The following is a 16380-nucleotide window of genomic DNA, read 5'->3' as shown; positions in this document are numbered from 1 at the left end:
CCTCAAAGCCTCACAGTCTCAAAGCCTCAAAGCCTAACTTCCCGCGTCGGGAATATGCTGCGGCAAACCGGCCGGCGCGAACAGGTTCGGCACGGGCGTGGCGACTTGATAGCCGTCGCCGCTGCTGCCCGCGTTGTCGGTTTTGGCTCGATCGTAAAGCCGCGACGGATTCGGCAATGCATCCACTTCGAAGCGGCAAGTCAGTGCTCCGCAGGCCTTGGCTTGCTGGAGGAATTGCACGACGTCCGGATAAGTGCCGTCCAACTCGACGATCGCCCGGATCACATCGTCCAAGCGGCACGAAACGACGCGTTTCTGGTCGGGCTTGCCCGTCTCGAATCGGCTGACGGTGATATGCGAACCGTCGGCCGGACCGTCTTGACCATTGCTGCCGTTGATGACGATCGATCGGCCGGCGTCGACCGAGAGCGGCAATTGCAAATATTGATCGGGTCCGAAGGTGACCACTTCGGCCCGGAAGCTGCGGGTGACGTGTACCATCGGCGGGCCGCCGGTCCGCAGGGCGTGGTAGGAGAAGCGGCCGTTGCAATCCTCTCCCTGGATCGCCGGGTCGTGCGGATTCATTGCCCACAGGGCGCGGAAAGCGCCATAGCGCGTTTCGGCGCTGGGCAGGTCCAACAAGGCCCGCAATTCGTCGGAGGATTCGACGGCGTTCAGAGCACTTAGCGCGGTGAGAGCATGAGCACGGAAGGCAGATTGGTTTCGGGCGGTTTCGCCCAACACTTTTGCGGCCGACGCATCGTCGAGATAGGCCAGCGCTTCGGACGAATAAAACCGCACTTCCGGATCACTCGTTTTCAAGCCGGTCTGCAAAACGGGAATGCCCACCTTGCCGACCGCTTCGAGCCGCAGCGCCGCGGTGGAACTGGTCACCGGATCGAGCAGTTGCTTTTCCAGCAGCTTTAGCCGGCCGGCTTGCTCCTCGGGCGATTCCTTGATCGCGATCGCGCGCACCACTCGCATGTAGCGCGGCATGTTGTATTTGTAGCGCGGATGGGGCAGCAATTCGATGTAGGCGTCGGTTTTCGGCGTCGCGACGCCCTCTTGGACCCCGTGCGTATAGCTGTGAAACCGCCGGTTGACGGCGTCGCCAATCTGCTTGCTCAGATAGACCGACTTTTCGTCGGAGCGGATCATCAATCCCAACGAGCGATTATGTGTGACGTGTCCGCCGCCAAGCACTCGGCCGCGCAACAGCGCGGCTTTGTCTTTCGGGCCGGCCGGATCGACCAGGATCGGTCCTTCGCCGATCGCCAGCATGTGGCCCGTATGCACGCCGCCGCCCAAGAGGGCCTTTTCCTGCAATCGAACTTGCATCAGCCAGCCGCCGGCGATGCTCGTCGTGTCGTTGTGCGGCGGAACGACGACTTCCAGATCCAAGGGATCGTTGCGCTGCGCGGCGGGGGGCAAGAAGGTTCGCACGACCACCAGCGCCGTCGTCGGCGACGCGAGCACGGAATTCGGATTGATTACGCCCCGGGCTTGCATGTCGGCCATGAGCTCGGCACGTTGCGGCGAGGGCGGCGGATCGCCCCCCGTATCCGCCAAGCCGACCACGAGCGCCGTCCCTTCCGCCTTGACATATTCCATTCCAAACGGCCCGGCCACCGCTTCCACCAACCGGATCTGCCCGGCCGATGCCATTTCAGCATCTTCAGGGCTCTGCGATCGGACGGCGGGTCCCGCGCAGCCGGCGACAAAGAGCAAGCTGCTGCAAGCCAAGAAATCTCGGCGATCGAACGAAGTTCGTACGTGGCGATCAACAGGCTTCATGCCGTGCCGCGCTCCCTATTGAGCATGGATTTCAGTTGCGATGATCGATGCGCGGCCGCCATGCCGACGGCTTTGCATGGGCATTTCCGCCGTGCAATGCACAGGCCCATTCAAGGCAGCGGGCACCCATCATCCGCCGAATTGTCCGCGAATGCGTGAAAAGACGAGCAACAAGCGGCGGGGAGAATAGTGGCTCGAATCCGAGCGGTCAAGGTGAATTCGCATCAGGGCGGATCCCAACCGCCCCGGCAAAATGGATTGCAGCGGAGAATCCGGGCGACCCCTTTCAAGCTTCCCCAAATCGCCCCGTATTTGAGCACCGCGCCGATGAAATAATTGCTGCACGTCGGCTGAAAGCGGCATTGGCGGCCGAAAATCGGGCTCAGAAAAATCTGGTACAACCGCACCAGCGCAATCAGCGTCCACGACGGCAGGCCGACAAGCGTTGCCCAAAGAAATCTCATGCAGCGATCCCGGCAAGTGTAGTGCCCGCGAAATGTCGTGTTTTCTGCAACACGCCTGACTGGCTTCTGTTCTTACCACCGAGTCACAGAGAACACCGAGACGACAAGACCGAGTCTTCGCCATGCGCGCCGAGGCCACTCAATCGTAGCAGGCACACTCCGTGTGCCATCGGCGCTCCGCGACGCTCGCACACACAGTGTGCAGGCAGACGGCACACGGAGTGTGACTGCGACTTTGGTTGCGGCCAAAGGCCGCGCTGGGATTCGGTCGTTAGTCGTTCGTGATTTTGCCGGCAGATGACTACCACTAGCTCAGAAACAGGGAATCATTGCGGGTCGGCGGCGAGCCGTTTGGCAACTTTGCCTGCCAGGCGAACAAGCGCGTCTGCGATCCAATCCAGCTCCGGCTGGCAACCGGCCCGCGCCACGACGACGAAATCGATCCCCGGCGGCATTGCTTGCCGGCGGAGACGAAATCCCTCGCGCAACAGGCGCTTCCATCGATTCCGCACCACGGCATTGCCGACGCGCGACGACACGGAAAGCCCCAGCCGGCAAAAAGAAAGTCCGTTTTCGCAGCCATAGAGCACGATCCGGCCGTCGGAGGCCGATCGCCGCCGCTTGTAGATTCGCGCGAAATCGGCTGACCGCCGAATTCGGCACTCGCGCGGCAATCGCTCATCGGTCATTGGCACTGGTCGGGTCAGACGCTCGGGGTGTCGCTAACCGCAGAGTTGGTAAACACAGAGTCGTTAACCACAGAGCCACAGAGAACACCGAGATCTGCCGAAAATATCCGAATGGACGAGCAAAACCCTCTGGCGCAGGCCGTGAAACGCATCATCCTTCGACTCGGTTTTGTCATCTCGGTGTTCGCTGTGGCTCGGTGGTTATAAAAAGAGCGGGCGAGACGTGTCTGATACGACACGCTGTTTCGCGCAGGCACGACACTACCAGTGCAAGCCGGATCGCGGATTCTGGGGCTCGCCGCTTTGGTTCTTCACGGCTTCGACGAGCGCGTCGTCGATTTTCTCCGGCAGGATGATCAGCACATCGGCAAACAGATCGCCGGCCGGGCCCTCCTTGGGCTTTATGCCATGTCCCTTGATCCGCAGCTTCGTGCCGCTCGAGGTGTGGGGCGGAACGCGGAGCGAGATCGTGCCACGCGGCGTCGGCACATCGACCTTCGCTCCCAAGACGGCTTCCGCCAGCGTGACCGGAAGTTTCACCTCCAGGTTGTTGCCCTTGCGCGTGAACCAGGGATGCGGCGCGACGCGAATCGTCAGCAAAATGTCGCCGGGCGGTTCGCCGCCGAGCGATTCCCCTTGGCCGCGCAGCCGCATCTTGGCGCCATCGGCAATGCCCGGCGGGATCTTCACGCTGATCGTGTCGATATGACCGTTCGAACGCGGAACGCTCAGTTCGATTTGGCCGCCAAGGATTGAAGTTTGAAGCGGGATTTCGATCTGTTGCTGCAGATCGTGAGTCGTGGGTTCTGGGGCCGCTCGACGGCTCCGTTTGCCGCCGCCGGCCGTACCCTTGCGGCGAAATTGGCCACCGAACAAGTCGCCGAAAACGCTGCTGGGATCGCCCCCGTAGCGCGAGCCGAACAGATCGCCGAGATCGATTTCCTCGAAGCCGGGCGCGGCGCCGCCGGCCCGGCCGGATTGCGGGCGGGGACCGCCGCCGGCCCGCGATTCGAACGAGCTGCCATAGCGGTCGTACATTTCGCGCTTGCTCTGGTCGTTCAACACATCGAAGGCGGCCTGCACTTTTTGAAACTTCTCCTTGGCCGTCTTGTCGTTGGGATTCAGGTCGGGATGATACTTGCGTGCCAAATCGCGATACGCCTTTTGCACGTCGGCCTGCGACGCGTCGCGCTGGATTCCGAGCGTTTTGTAGAAGTCTTCAGCCATCGGTTCGGGGCGAGGGGCGAGGGACTAGGGCCGCGGGACGGGAGAAAGACAAATTTACTGCGCTGCCTATTCTAGCGCGGTTGCATGTTTTCCTTCAAGCCACGCCGGAGCGCGACCTGAGCTCCGCCCCAGGGGCCAAGACGCCGGTGCCACGCTCGGTTCTGGCGCCACTGTTGACTTGTCCAGCAGGGCTGCCCCGTCGATTGGTTCTCACTACAGGACAGGCGTAGCGGCGCCCCCCGGGCGGTTCGCGGATGGACGCCGGATCTGCAGAAATGCTGTCGGCATTCTGGTGGTCGCGATTCTGGTCGTCTATGTTGTCGAACAGACGATGGAACAATGATCGACCAGACAATCGAGGAGAAGTCGACTATGGCGGCGATTCGCATTGCGATTTGGAACGAGTTCATCCACGAGCGGACGAAGCCCGAGGTGCAGCGTGTTTATCCGCAGGGCATTCATCGCGTGATTGCCGCGTCGCTCGCGGCGCGGCTTGGCCCGGCCGTCGAAATCCGCACGGCAACGCTCGCAGAGCCCGAACATGGGCTGTCGGCCGAAGTGCTGGCGGCGACCGACGTGCTGTTTTGGTGGGGCCATTCGGCGCACGACCAAGTCTCCGATGCGGTCGTGGATCGTGTGGCCGACCGTGTTTTGAATGGCATGGGGCTGGTGGTTTTGCACTCGGGTCATGCGTCGAAAATTTTCGGCCGCTTGATGGGCACCGGCTGCATGTTGCGCTGGCGCGACGTCGGGGAGCGCGAGCGGCTGTGGATCGTCGCGCCCGGCCATCCGCTGACGTCCGGATTGAACGCGGCCTATTTCGAGTTGCCGCAAAGCGAAATGTACGGCGAGCATTTCGACATTCCGCCTCCCGACGAACTGGTGTTCGTTAGTTGGTTTGCCGGTGGGGAAGTGCTGCGGAGCGGGTGCACATTCCGCCGCGGCAAGGGGAAGATCGTGTATTTCTCGCCCGGCCACGAAACGTTTCCGATTTACCATGATGCAAACGTGCAGCAAGTGCTCGCCAACGCGGCTGTTTGGGCGGCGCCCTCGGGCGGCGGAGTTTTCGAAAATCGCGGCCGCGAAATCGCCGAGCCGCTCGAGCCCTTACCGCGGCGGGAATAACATCTTGCGGCCGATACAGGCCACGAACCCCAACATTCCACCGAATACCGGCGCGAGGTTGGGAACCGGGAAAAACCACGACAGGACCACTAAGCCGAAGACCGCGCCGCCGAACGTGAAAAGAAACAATTCGCCAATCCAGCTTTTCGCGAGTTCGCTTTCGGAGGGATCGCTGTTTGGCGACTCATATGGATTTTGGTCCATTGCGCCATCCTATTCCGAGTACGAGCGATGGAGCCGCGCGCCAAGCGAAAGTACAACGCTTCGCGAACTAAAACGGCTCGTGCGGCATTTCGCGTGGATGCGGCGGCGTTTCGCGCGGCGGGAGCGGCGTGGGATCTTCGGCCGACCAGGCAGCGCGGTCTTCTTCGCTCGCATAGTAGCGGAGCCACACCTCGGGATCGCCGCCCGAATCGGAGCAATCCCAATGCAGATAATTGTGCGGCGACTCGATCTTTTTCTCCGGCGTCGAAAGAATGTCGCGGAGAATCAGGCAATACAACGAGCGGTCGGAAAGGTGATCGGTAAAGTCAAGCACGATCCGCTTGGTGGACAGCTTGTGAATCGTCCGCCAAAGCAGGTCATGCAGTTCGCCGTCGCTCAGCACATCGGGCGGCGGCAGCGAGAGCTTCGGATCGAACCATTCACAGATCGGCAACACCGGCGCCCGTTCCCACGCCAACATCGAAGCCAGAAATTCATTCTCGACCGGCGTCGGCACTTCCGCCACGTTCACGCGCACGATCGCTTCGTCGAAAAATGGCTCGAGCTCGTCGCGCAACTGGGCGTTGCGCAGCAGGTGTTCGACTTCCTCGGGCCGGGGCTTGGGTGCGGTCGACATCGATGACAATCCTCTGGGGGCCAGCTATCAATCTTCGACTTTAGCAACAATTTACCGGCGATCAAGTATAATTGGCCCCTCGTCGGCCCCCCGGCCGGAACTTCGGAAAAATACATGCGGTAGGACCGCTACGGCCATGCAGCTTTCGCCGTCACAATCGGAAAATGTGGCAAATTCTCTCAAACGCCACATTTCCGGCGAAGTGCAAACCGACGATTATCACCGCGCGCTTTACAGCACCGACGCCAGCCTCTATCAGATTCAGCCGCTCGCGGTGGTCGTGCCAAAATCGCGCGACGACGTCGCGGCGTGCGTCGCCATCGCGGCGGAGCATCGAGTGCCGCTCGTGGCCCGCGGCAGCGGCACCAGCTTGTCGGGCCAGTCGGTCGGGGCGGGCATCGTTGTCGATTTCAGCAAGTATCTCAATCGCATCCTCGAGCTCGATGCAGCATCCCCTACCGCGCGGATCGAGCCGGGAGTCGTGTTGGATCAGCTTAACGCAGCCGCCGCGGCGCACGGCTTGCAATTCGGGCCCGATGTGGCCACGAGCAATCGCGCCAATCTCGGCGGAATGATCGGCAACAATTCGGCGGGCTCGCGGTCGATTCGACACGGCAAGACGGTCGACCATGTGTTGGAACTATCCGTGCTCGCCGCCGACGGCACTCCGGCCACGCTACGGCCTCTTTTGCCCGACGAGTTGCGTGCCGAACAAGCTCGCGGCGATTGCTGGGGAAATATTTACCGCACGGTCGAACGCATCATTGCCGCGGAGCATGAAGAAATCGTCGCTCGCTTTCCGCCGATTCTGCGGCGCGTGAGCGGATACAATCTCGATGAATTCGTGGCCGAGTGCCATGGTCGCTATCCGCTGCCGCCGAGCGTCGAGCGAATTCGCGGCATCGAATCGCAACGGTTTCCCGGTGCGAATTTCAATCTGGCGAAATTGATTGTCGGGGCTGAAGGCAGCTTGGCTTGCGTCACCGAGGCGGTGGTGCATCTTGTGCCGCTGCCGGCGCGGCGCGGAATCGTCGTGCTGCATTTCGATTCGCTGGAAGCGGCCGTGGCGGCGACCGGGCCCGCGCTCGCTTGCCGCCCCTCGGCCGCCGAACTGCTCGATGGCCGGATTATCCGGCTCGCCGAAAAAAGCCTGGAATATCGGCGCTACTTGGATTTCGTCGTCGGAAATCCGGAATCGCTGATGATCGTGGAATTCAGCGGCGAATCGGATGACGAGGTGCGCCGTGGAGTCGCCGATCTGGCCGATCGCACGCGCGGGCTATCCGGTTTGTTCCACTCGCTCGAAGCGCTCGATCCGCAGCGATGCGGCCACATTTGGGCGTGCCGCAAGGCGTCGCTGCCGCTGCTCTTCGGGGTGCCGGGTGTGCGCAAGCCGATCGCGTTCGTCGAAGACACGGCCGTCGATCCCGCGCGGCTGGTCGAGTTTGTGGCACGATTCCGCGAGATCATCGCCCGCGCGGGAACCGTCGGCGCTTTTTACGGCCATGTGTCGGTCGGTTGCCTACATATCCGCCCCATGCTCGACGCGGCAAATCGAGGCGATCGCGCGTTGATCCAAAAAATCTCCGGCGAGGTGTGCGAGCTGGTGATCGAGTTTCATGGAGCAATGAGCGGCGAACATGGCGACGGCTTGGCCCGCAGCTATTTGAACGAGCGGCTGTTCGGCCCGCGGATTTATGCGGCATTCAAGAAAATCAAAGCCGCCTTCGATCCGCTCGGAATCTTGAATCCGGGCAAAGTCGTCGATGGTCCGGGGCCGATCGAAAATCTGCGGCAAGGCGAGGGTTATCGCCCGCTCGAGATCACGACGGCGTTCGACTTCCAGCGCGAGGGAGGTTTTTTGCGGGCGGCCGAGATGTGCAACGGGTCCGGCGTGTGCCGCAAGCGCTCGACCGGCACGATGTGCCCCTCGTTCATGGCCACGGGGGATGAAGAACACAGCACGCGCGGCCGAGCCAATGCGCTGCGGCTCGTGCTCTCGGGAGCGCTGCCGGCTGCCGAGCTGACCGGCCGAAAGCTCTTCGGCACATTCGATCTGTGCTTGCAATGCAAAGGCTGCAAGGCGGAATGCCCATCGAATGTCGACGTGGCGAAAATGAAGGCCGAGTTTTTGCACCAATATCACGCCGAGCATGGCGTTTCGCTCGGCACGCGGCTGATGGCCGACGTGGCGCGGTTGAACCGCTGGGGCTCGGCGCTCGCCCCGCTCTCGAACTGGGCGCGAAGCATTCCCGGCGCGGCGATGCTGTTGCAACGCGTGATCGGGATCGACGCCCGCCGGCCGTTGCCGCGCTTCGAGCGCAATCATTTCCGCCGCTGGTTTCGCCGCCGCGGCAATAAGCCGGCCGCCCCGATGAATGGAGTTGCGGCGCCGGCTCGTGGCCCGATCGTGCTGCTGGATGATTGTTTGACAAGTTATTGCGAACCGCAGGTGAACCGGGCAGCGGTCGCCGTGTTGGAAGCCGCCGGCTACCAGGTACATTTGGCCGGTTTGGAATGCTGTGGCCGGGCCGCCATTTCCAAGGGACTGCTCGATGAATCGCGACATTTGGCGCAGCGGAATATCGCCCGGCTATTGCCGTGGGCCGAACGCGGCGTGCCGATCGTCGGCTGCGAACCGAGTTGCCTGCTCACGCTCGTGGACGACTATCTCGATCTCGTGCCCGGCGATGCCGCCCGCCGTGTTGCCGCCGCCGCATCGCTTATCGAAACACATTTGGCACGCTCGGGCTTGCCGGTAAACATCAAGAGAGTGAATCCAGCCGAATCGCGACCGGTGCTCGTGCACGGCCATTGCCATCAAAAAGCCTTGATTGGCATGGCCGACACGATGCGATTGTTGACCGAAATGCTCGGCACGGCCCCGACGCTTGTCGATAGCGGCTGCTGCGGCATGGCCGGTTCGTTCGGCTACGAGCACTACGATCTGAGCATGAAGATCGGCGAGCGGGTGTTGTTTCCCGCGGTGCGAAATTCCGCCGACGCCGTAATCATCGCTCCCGGCTTTTCCTGCCGCCACCAAATCCACCACGGCACGGGCCGCAGGGCTGCGCATCCGATCGAATTGCTGGCCGAGCAGATCTGATCGGACGAATTCTGGACAATCTTAAGAATACAGCGCGGCCGAACCGCAACCAAAATCCTTTATGTAGCCCAGGCGTTTACGCCTGGGACGGAAGGCGCGTTAGGTTTGTCCAGCCCCGTTCACGGGGCTTCGAAATTGGCTTTGGCCGCGGCTCGCGCTGCCGATGGCTGAAGCCGCCCTGCCGGTAAGCCCGCTGAAGCGGGCTAATGAGAGCAGCATCACGCGGGCGTTCCCCGGCATAAATGCCGGGGCTAGGGAAAAACCGAGGCGCAAAATCGTCGCGCGCTTCAAAGAACCCAAACGTTTGTGGCACCCAAACTAACTGCCAAGCAAGCAGTTGTACCTGGTGCATACTCCGTTGCCAGTCAAACGGCCAACGGTCACAATGCCAACTGTCCAACCCGGATGATTCATAGTGCCAAACGAGCTCGAAGCGTAAGCGAGGGAGCCACTGACGCTCGCCCTCGCTAACGCTTCGGGCTACAGTCCGCGGCGGCACGAATTCGTGGCACTATGAATGATCCGGGCCGAACGACAAATCACGAGTATCGAGCCCCGCAGTTCGTCGAGCAGCAGCATGGCCAACGATCGCCCGCGCATGACCGTCCCAAAATTTTCGGCTCTGAAAGCGTCGGGCCAGAAAATAACCATGCTGACGGCCTACGATTTTCCCTTTGCCGCGCTGCTCGATGCCGTCGGCCTTGATGGCATTTTGGTCGGCGATAGCATGTCGATGGTCGTGCAAGGGCACGGCACGACGCTGCCGGTGACGCTCGACGAAATGATCTACCATGCGGAAATCGTTGGCCGCGCCGCGCCGCAATCGCTCGTGGTGGTCGACATGCCGTTTCCGACGTTTCACCTCGGGAAATATCGAGCGGTGGAAAGCGCCGGCCGAATCCTGAAGGAAACACGCTGCCAGGCGGTGAAAATCGAGGGGGGCGTCCAACAGGCCGAAGTGATCGCGGCGCTGGTGTCGGCCGGCATTCCGGTGATGGCGCATTGCGGATTGCGGCCGCAAAGCGTGCACCAATTCGGCGGCTACCGCGTGCAGCGCGACGAAACCCAATTGCTCGCCGACTCACGGGCGGCCGAATCCGCCGGGGCGTTTGCCGTCGTGCTCGAATGCATCCCGTCCGACATCGCCGCCAAAGTGACCCAAAGCGTCGCCATTCCGACGATCGGCATCGGCGCCGGCGCGGGCTGCGACGGCCAGATCCTCGTGCTGCATGATCTTTTGGGCCTGACCAGCGGCTACGTGCCCCGATTCGTAAAACCGTATGCCGACCTCCGTTCGACGATCACCCAAGCCGTGTCCCATTTCCGCGACGACGTGCGAAGCGGAAAGTTCCCCGGGCCGGAACAAGAATTCAAATAAGGCTACAGACGACAGGCTGAAGGCTACAGGTACGAGGGCAGGCACGGTCGACGGCCGTGTTTTTTCCTCGAGCCTGCAGTCTCTAGCCTTCAGCCTCCTCTCCCATGCCCAATCATCTTGCCGGCGAAACCAGTCCTTATCTGCTCCAGCACCGGGAGAATCCGGTCGACTGGTGGCCGTGGGGCGACGAGGCGCTGGCGCTTGCCGCGCGGGACCAGAAGCCGATTTTTTTGTCGGTCGGCTATTCGGCCTGCCATTGGTGCCATGTGATGGCCCACGAAAGTTTCGAAGACGAACGAATCGCTCGGCTGCTGAACGAGCATTTCGTCTGCATCAAAGTCGATCGCGAAGAGCGGCCCGATTTGGATCAGATCTATATGAACGCCGTGCAACTACTGAGCGGGCGCGGCGGCTGGCCGATGTCGGTGTTTCTCACGCCCGATTTGGAACCATTCTTCGGTGGAACGTATTGGCCGCCGACGAGCCGGATGGGCATGCCGGGCTTCGATGCCGTGCTCGGCGCGGTCGTCGAGGCGTGGCGCGATCGCCGCGAGCAAGCGATCGCCCAAGGAGCCGAGCTGACAGCCCATATCGAACAAGCGCGGATCGTGGGGGCCGATGGAACGGCGAGCGGCGAAATCTCGGCGGCCCTGTTGCGCCAAGCCGGCACATCACTCGAACGACAGTTCGACCCACGGCACGGCGGATTCGGCGGCGCGCCGAAATTTCCGCATCCGCTGGATTTGCAATTGCTGCTTCGCCTGGGCCGGCAGCCACACGGCAAGGCGATGCACGAGATGGTCGTCAAATCACTCGACATGATGGCCGCCGGCGGCATCTACGACCAACTCGGCGGCGGGTTTCACCGCTATTCGGTCGATGATCGCTGGTTGGTGCCGCATTTCGAAAAGATGCTCTACGACAACGCGCTGCTGGCCAACTGTTATCTCGAAGGCTTTTTGGCCACCGGCCGAAGCGACTATGCCCGCGCCGTCGGCGAAACGCTCGACTACGTGCTCCGCGACATGACCGATCCAGCCGGCGGTTTTTACAGCGCCGAAGACGCCGATAGCGAAGGAGAAGAGGGAAAGTTTTACGTTTGGACCCCAGGGGAAATCGAGGCCCTGCTGGGGCCCGAAGCGGCGGCGTCGTTCGGCTATGTTTACGACGTTAGCGAAACGGGCAATTTCGAAGGGGCCAACATCCTCAACCGCCCCAAAACGATCCAGCAATGCGCCGCCCTGCACGGCCAAGATCCCGCGCAGCTCGAAGCCGAACTGGCGGCATCGCGCCAAAAACTTTTCGCCGCTCGCGAAAAGCGCGTGCGCCCGGGACGCGACGACAAGGTGCTCGTCGCTTGGAACGGGCTGATGATCGACGCCTTGGCTCGCGCGGCCGGCGCGCTTGATCAGCCACGCTGGCTCGCAGCGGCTACCGCCGCCGCCGACTTCATTCTCGATCGGATGCGCGGCGACGACGGCCGGTTGTTGCACAGTTGGTGTGCCGGGCAGGCCAAGATTCCGGCATTTCTCGACGATTACGCCGCCCTCGCCGATGCGCTTATAACGCTCTACGAAGCGACGTTCGACCAGCGCTGGATCACGGAGGCGGTGCGGTTGGCCGATGTGCTTCTGTCGCGCTTTGCCGATCCGGCCGGCGGTGGGTTTTTCTTCACCTCCGTCGATCAGCCGACGCCGCTGGGTCGGCAAAAGGAATGGCAAGACAGTGCCACGCCAAGCGGCAATTCGCTGGCCGCCACCGCTCTGCTCCGATTGGGCAAACTCACCGCCCGAACCGACTATCTCGAATCGGCCGTCGGCACGCTCCGGGCCGCGGCCGGGCTCATGGAGCGGTTTCCCACCGCCGCATCGCAGATGCTGCTGGCCCTCGACTTCTTCCTCGGCCCGACACCGGAAATCGTGATCCTCGCCGATCCGGCCGATGCCGACACGCAAGCGATCATCGCCGATCTGCGGCATCGTTTCGTGCCGAACAAAGTCGTCGCAATGCGCCGGCCTGCAGCGGCCGAACCGGCCTCGGGAGAGAATTCATCGCCGCTCGATCCAATCTTCGCCGGTAAAACGGCTTCTGTGCTGCCGACGGCATTCATCTGCGAGAACTTTACCTGCGGCGCGCCGGCCGCCGGCATGCAGGCCGTGCTGGAAGCGTGGCCGCGATTATCGAGCGCGAAATAATTTTTCGACAACGTAGCAGGCACGCTCCGTGTGCCGTCTGACACGCACTGTGCCCAACCCACCGCCGAGCGCCGGCAGGAACACGGAGTGTGTCTGCGACAATTGAGCCGTCTCGCCGCGCGTTGCAAGGATTTCGGTGGAAACGATTTCGGTGGAAAGGATTTCGGCGGAGAAGTTATATTTCGGCCGAATTCTTAGCCGCTGAATCCCGTTCATTCGGCCATTTCATCCAGATGCGGCGACCAGCGGCGGCCGGCTACTTCCGGCACGTAATCGTCTCGGCCGGCCAGTTTCGCGATCGCCGCAAGACACCGTTTCGTGAGCTCGGCCATCATCTCGGGATCCTTTTGCCGGTCGTAATACTCCGAAAGATCGATCGGATCGCCGACCATTACACGAACATGCGCCGGCCGAACGAACGGTCCCAAGATGCCGCCGTACGGGGCCCCTTCGATATAGCAGGGCACGATCGGCACCCGCGCTTTCAGGGCCACGAGCACCGATCCCGGCCGGCCGGGCAACAGGAATGCGCCGGTCTCGTTGATTCGCCCTTCCGGCAGCATGCCGACCAATTCTCCTGCCGATGCCAGCCGGATCGCGTGCTTGATTGCCGCCGAATCGACGCCGCCGCGGCCGGCCGGAATCTGCCCGAATAGGCGAAAGAACCAGCCGAGCCGCCAATCGACGCAGTACTCGCGGGCCACCATCCAATGCAGGAGCCGGCCGGTCGTCATGGCGATGAACATCGGATCGAAACTGCTCCTGTGATTGGCGATGATGATCGCCCCTTGGCCGTCGGCGATCGGCAGCGGCCGATTCACCTTGGTCCGCCACAGGATGCGGTTCAAAAATGTATTCAATCCGTGGAGCAAAATCGTCTGGCAAAACGTCAGCCGCCACCGCCGCATGACGCGAATGGTAAACAGAATCGGCAGGCCAATGAGCACCAATAGCAGCACGACAATCGCCAGCCAAACGGTGCCAGACATCGTCAGAACCTTGCGGATTGCCGGTGGGATTCGCGGAGCCGAACCAAACGTGCGGCGCTCGCAATTTGTTTCGACGCGATCGAATGCCAATCATCATAGAGCCCGGTGCGGAGCCCGCAACGCCAACTGCGTGGTTGAATGACGAATGTCGAAAACGAATTTTAATGAATGACGAAGCACGAACGACGGAGGACGACTCGGATCGGCTGGACAAGCCAGCAGTGGCATCCAGTGGGTGGCGGCCATTTCCCCGGGACGGCTTCCAACGACCATCAATGCCTACCCGCTTTCATGGATCGGCTTGTCGAATTAAGATAGCCGCTTCCTCGTGGTTTCTCGAACAGCGTGCAGCGGAGAATGGTATCCATGGCTGTCGATTATGTTTTTCCGGAAATTATCCGGCCGGCGAAAGTGCAACCGCAACAGGTGTTGCTCGTGGCCAATGGCGACTTGCGGCTGGCAGCCAACCGGCGCTGCTGGGCCGCACAAGCCGAAATGGAAGACACGCTGCACCAAGCCGTCAACGATGCCGGCTATGAACTCGTGCGGGCCCATCCTTTCAAGCCCGGCGAGGAGCATGGTTTCATCGGCTCGCAGAAAGAAGGCATGCAGGTTTTCGCCGGCATCGATCGCACGGCGCCGCTGATCGTCGCCGAGGCCACCTGGCAGTATTCGCATCATCTGCTCCCCGGCCTGCTTTCTCACGAAGGACCGATTCTCACGGTGGCCAACTGGTCGGGCACCTGGCCTGGGCTGGTCGGCATGTTGAACCTCAACGGCTCGCTGACGAAGGCCGGCAAGAAGTATTCGACGCTGTGGGGCGAAGATTTTTCCCAGCCCGCCTTCGCCAAGCCGCTTGTTCAGTGGCTGAAGAAGGGCAAGCTACGGCATCCGATCGAGCATGTCACTCCGCTTTCCGAGGTGAAGGTGCCCAAGCCGCTGCGCCGCCTCGCGGCCGCGCTTGCCGAGCAGTTGCAACGGCAAAAAGCCATCATGGGCGTGTTCGACGAGGGTTGCATGGGCATGTTCAACGCCATCGTGCCCGACCATTTGCTGAATCCCACCGGCGTATACAAGGAGCGGCTCAGCCAATCGGCCTTGTACTACGAAACAACGCAAACCAGCGACGATGAAGCCCGGGCGGTGCGGCGATGGCTGGAAGATCGCGGCCTGAAATTCATCACCGGCCGCAAGCCCGAAGAAAATCTCACCGACGATCAGATCCACCAGCAGTGTAAGATGTACATCGCCGCGCTGCGGATCGCCGACGATTTCGGCTGCGCCACGATCGGCATCCAATATCAGCAGGGATTAAAAGACTTGCTGCCGGCAAGCGATCTGGTCGAAGGAATGTTGAACAACGCCGAACGGCCGCCGGTGACCAGCCGCGACGGATCGCGCGTGCTGTATGAGGGCCAGCCGCTGCCGCATTTCAATGAAGTCGACGAATGCGCGGGGCTCGATGGCCTATGGACGTATCGCGTCCATAAGGCGCTCGGCCAGCCGGTCGAAAATACCTTGCACGACCTGCGCTGGGGCGACGTCGATCGCTCGGGCACGGTGCGCGATTACGTGTGGGTGTTTCTGATCAGCGGTTCCGCGCCGCCGGCCCATTTCACGGGCGGCTGGAACGGCGCGTCGAGCGAGCGACAGCCGCCAATGTATTTCCGCCTTGGCGGCGGCACGCTCAAGGGGATTTCGAAGCCCGGCGAAATCGTCTGGTCGCGAATCTACATCGAAGACAGCCGACTGAAAATGGACCTTGGCCGGGCAGAGGTTGTCGAATTGCCCGCGGAGGAAACCAATCGCCGCTGGCAGGCCACCACGCCGCAATGGCCAATCATGCACGCGGTAACGTATGGCGTGTCGCGCGATCAAATGATGGCCCGGCACAAGAGCAACCACATTCAGGTTGCCTATGCCACGGGTGCCGAAGAGGCCGACCAGGCGCTCCTGACAAAGGCTGCGCTGGCCGACGGGCTCGGTCTCGAAGTGTCGCTTTGCGGAACACGCAAAGACGGCGCGGCTTGGTGAGCAATTGGCTGATGACGAGGCGGCGAAAATCGTGATTGCCGCCGGATTTTGGCCCGTGCCGCATTTTCGGGAACGTGGCTCTCCGGATTTGCTCGGCGGCGATCAATTTCTGCCTCCATCCCGCGGCGAGTTCGTCCAAGATTTAAACCGGCTTGGCAAGGTTCCCTTCTCTTGCCTCCTTGCGACACCTACCTTGTCGCAAAATCTCTAGCGTGGCGCCAACGCTGGATTTTTTGGACGGCCAAAGCGATTCGCCGGACAATTTGCCGCCCCACAACCGACCCACGGTCCCCCATCTTTGCTGTGGCGCAACACAAACCCGAAGCGTTAGCGAGGGAGCGCCGCTACGGCGGCATCGTCTCGCTGCAGGCGGCAAGCCGCATGCATATTGGATCAATGCGTTCGTGAGGGCGACCCGCTACGGAGCGCATCCTCGCTTACGCTTCGGGCTAGTGTGGCTCAACGCTGGAATTTTGGGACGGCTAAAGCGATTCGGCCGACGATTTGCCGCCCCATTACCGACCCACGATTCCAAATC

At 61.8% G+C, this 16380-nt stretch carries 12 protein-coding genes; 5 read left to right on the top strand and 7 right to left on the bottom strand.

Annotated elements, in window-relative coordinates; all coding sequences use genetic code 11:
• Positions 1–33: 33 nt before the first annotated feature.
• From VHX65_05020 to VHX65_05005, 4 genes are all read right to left on the bottom strand, one after another.
• Positions 34–1665, bottom strand: coding sequence for a flagellar basal body P-ring protein FlgI (locus tag VHX65_05020; GenBank protein HEX3997892.1), 1632 nt, complete (start codon positions 1663–1665; stop codon positions 34–36).
• 353 nt (positions 1666–2018) lie between these two features.
• Positions 2019–2258, bottom strand: a complete 240-nt coding sequence (gene yidD, locus VHX65_05015) for a membrane protein insertion efficiency factor YidD (protein HEX3997891.1) — start codon at positions 2256–2258, stop codon at positions 2019–2021.
• A gap of 326 nt (positions 2259–2584) precedes the next feature.
• Positions 2585–2947 carry a ribonuclease P protein component gene (gene rnpA, locus VHX65_05010; GenBank protein ID HEX3997890.1) on the bottom strand — a complete coding sequence of 121 codons (363 nt, stop codon included), beginning with the start codon at positions 2945–2947 and terminating at the stop codon, positions 2585–2587.
• Positions 2948–3208: 261 nt separating this feature from the next.
• The gene (locus VHX65_05005; protein HEX3997889.1) at positions 3209–4174 is read right to left on the bottom strand and encodes a J domain-containing protein; all 966 of its coding nucleotides are present in this window, start codon (positions 4172–4174) and stop codon (positions 3209–3211) included.
• A gap of 339 nt (positions 4175–4513) precedes the next feature.
• Here VHX65_05005 and VHX65_05000 point away from each other — a divergent pair, with 339 nt between their 5' ends.
• A complete protein-coding gene (locus VHX65_05000; protein ID HEX3997888.1) occupies positions 4514–5299 on the top strand; it encodes a ThuA domain-containing protein in 786 nt (261 codons plus the stop codon).
• On the opposite strand, the gene VHX65_04995 is transcribed toward VHX65_05000, so the two are convergent.
• Positions 5282–5503: a hypothetical protein gene (locus VHX65_04995; GenBank protein HEX3997887.1), complete on the bottom strand. Its 222-nt coding sequence runs from the start codon at positions 5501–5503 to the stop codon at positions 5282–5284. The two genes, VHX65_05000 and VHX65_04995, sit on opposite strands and share 18 nt — an antisense overlap.
• A gap of 67 nt (positions 5504–5570) precedes the next feature.
• A complete protein-coding gene (locus tag VHX65_04990) occupies positions 5571–6140 on the bottom strand; it encodes a hypothetical protein (GenBank protein ID HEX3997886.1) in 570 nt (189 codons plus the stop codon).
• 166 nt (positions 6141–6306) lie between these two features.
• Here VHX65_04990 and VHX65_04985 point away from each other — a divergent pair, with 166 nt between their 5' ends.
• From VHX65_04985 to VHX65_04975, 3 genes are all read left to right on the top strand, one after another.
• Entirely contained in the window at positions 6307–9246 is a 2940-nt protein-coding gene (locus VHX65_04985; protein ID HEX3997885.1) for an FAD-linked oxidase C-terminal domain-containing protein, read from the top strand.
• Positions 9247–9844: 598 nt separating this feature from the next.
• Positions 9845–10624, top strand: a complete 780-nt coding sequence (gene panB / locus VHX65_04980; GenBank protein HEX3997884.1) for a 3-methyl-2-oxobutanoate hydroxymethyltransferase — start codon at positions 9845–9847, stop codon at positions 10622–10624.
• 104 nt (positions 10625–10728) lie between these two features.
• Complete coding sequence (locus VHX65_04975; GenBank protein HEX3997883.1) at positions 10729–12819, top strand: thioredoxin domain-containing protein; 2091 nt, start codon at positions 10729–10731, stop codon at positions 12817–12819.
• 212 nt (positions 12820–13031) lie between these two features.
• Here the strand turns inward: VHX65_04975 and VHX65_04970 are convergent, their stop codons facing one another.
• Complete coding sequence (locus VHX65_04970; protein ID HEX3997882.1) at positions 13032–13808, bottom strand: lysophospholipid acyltransferase family protein; 777 nt, start codon at positions 13806–13808, stop codon at positions 13032–13034.
• Positions 13809–14174: 366 nt separating this feature from the next.
• Between VHX65_04970 and VHX65_04965 the strand changes: the two genes are divergently transcribed.
• On the top strand, positions 14175–15842 hold the full coding sequence (locus VHX65_04965; protein HEX3997881.1) for a fucose isomerase: 1668 nt from the start codon (positions 14175–14177) through the stop codon (positions 15840–15842).
• Positions 15843–16380 lie beyond the last annotated feature (538 nt).

Source organism: Pirellulales bacterium (assembly GCA_036267355.1).
Lineage (GTDB): Bacteria > Planctomycetota > Planctomycetia > Pirellulales > DATAWG01 > DATAWG01.
Note: the sequence above shows the minus strand (reverse complement) of the source record. Positions and strands in the feature narration are given on the sequence as shown.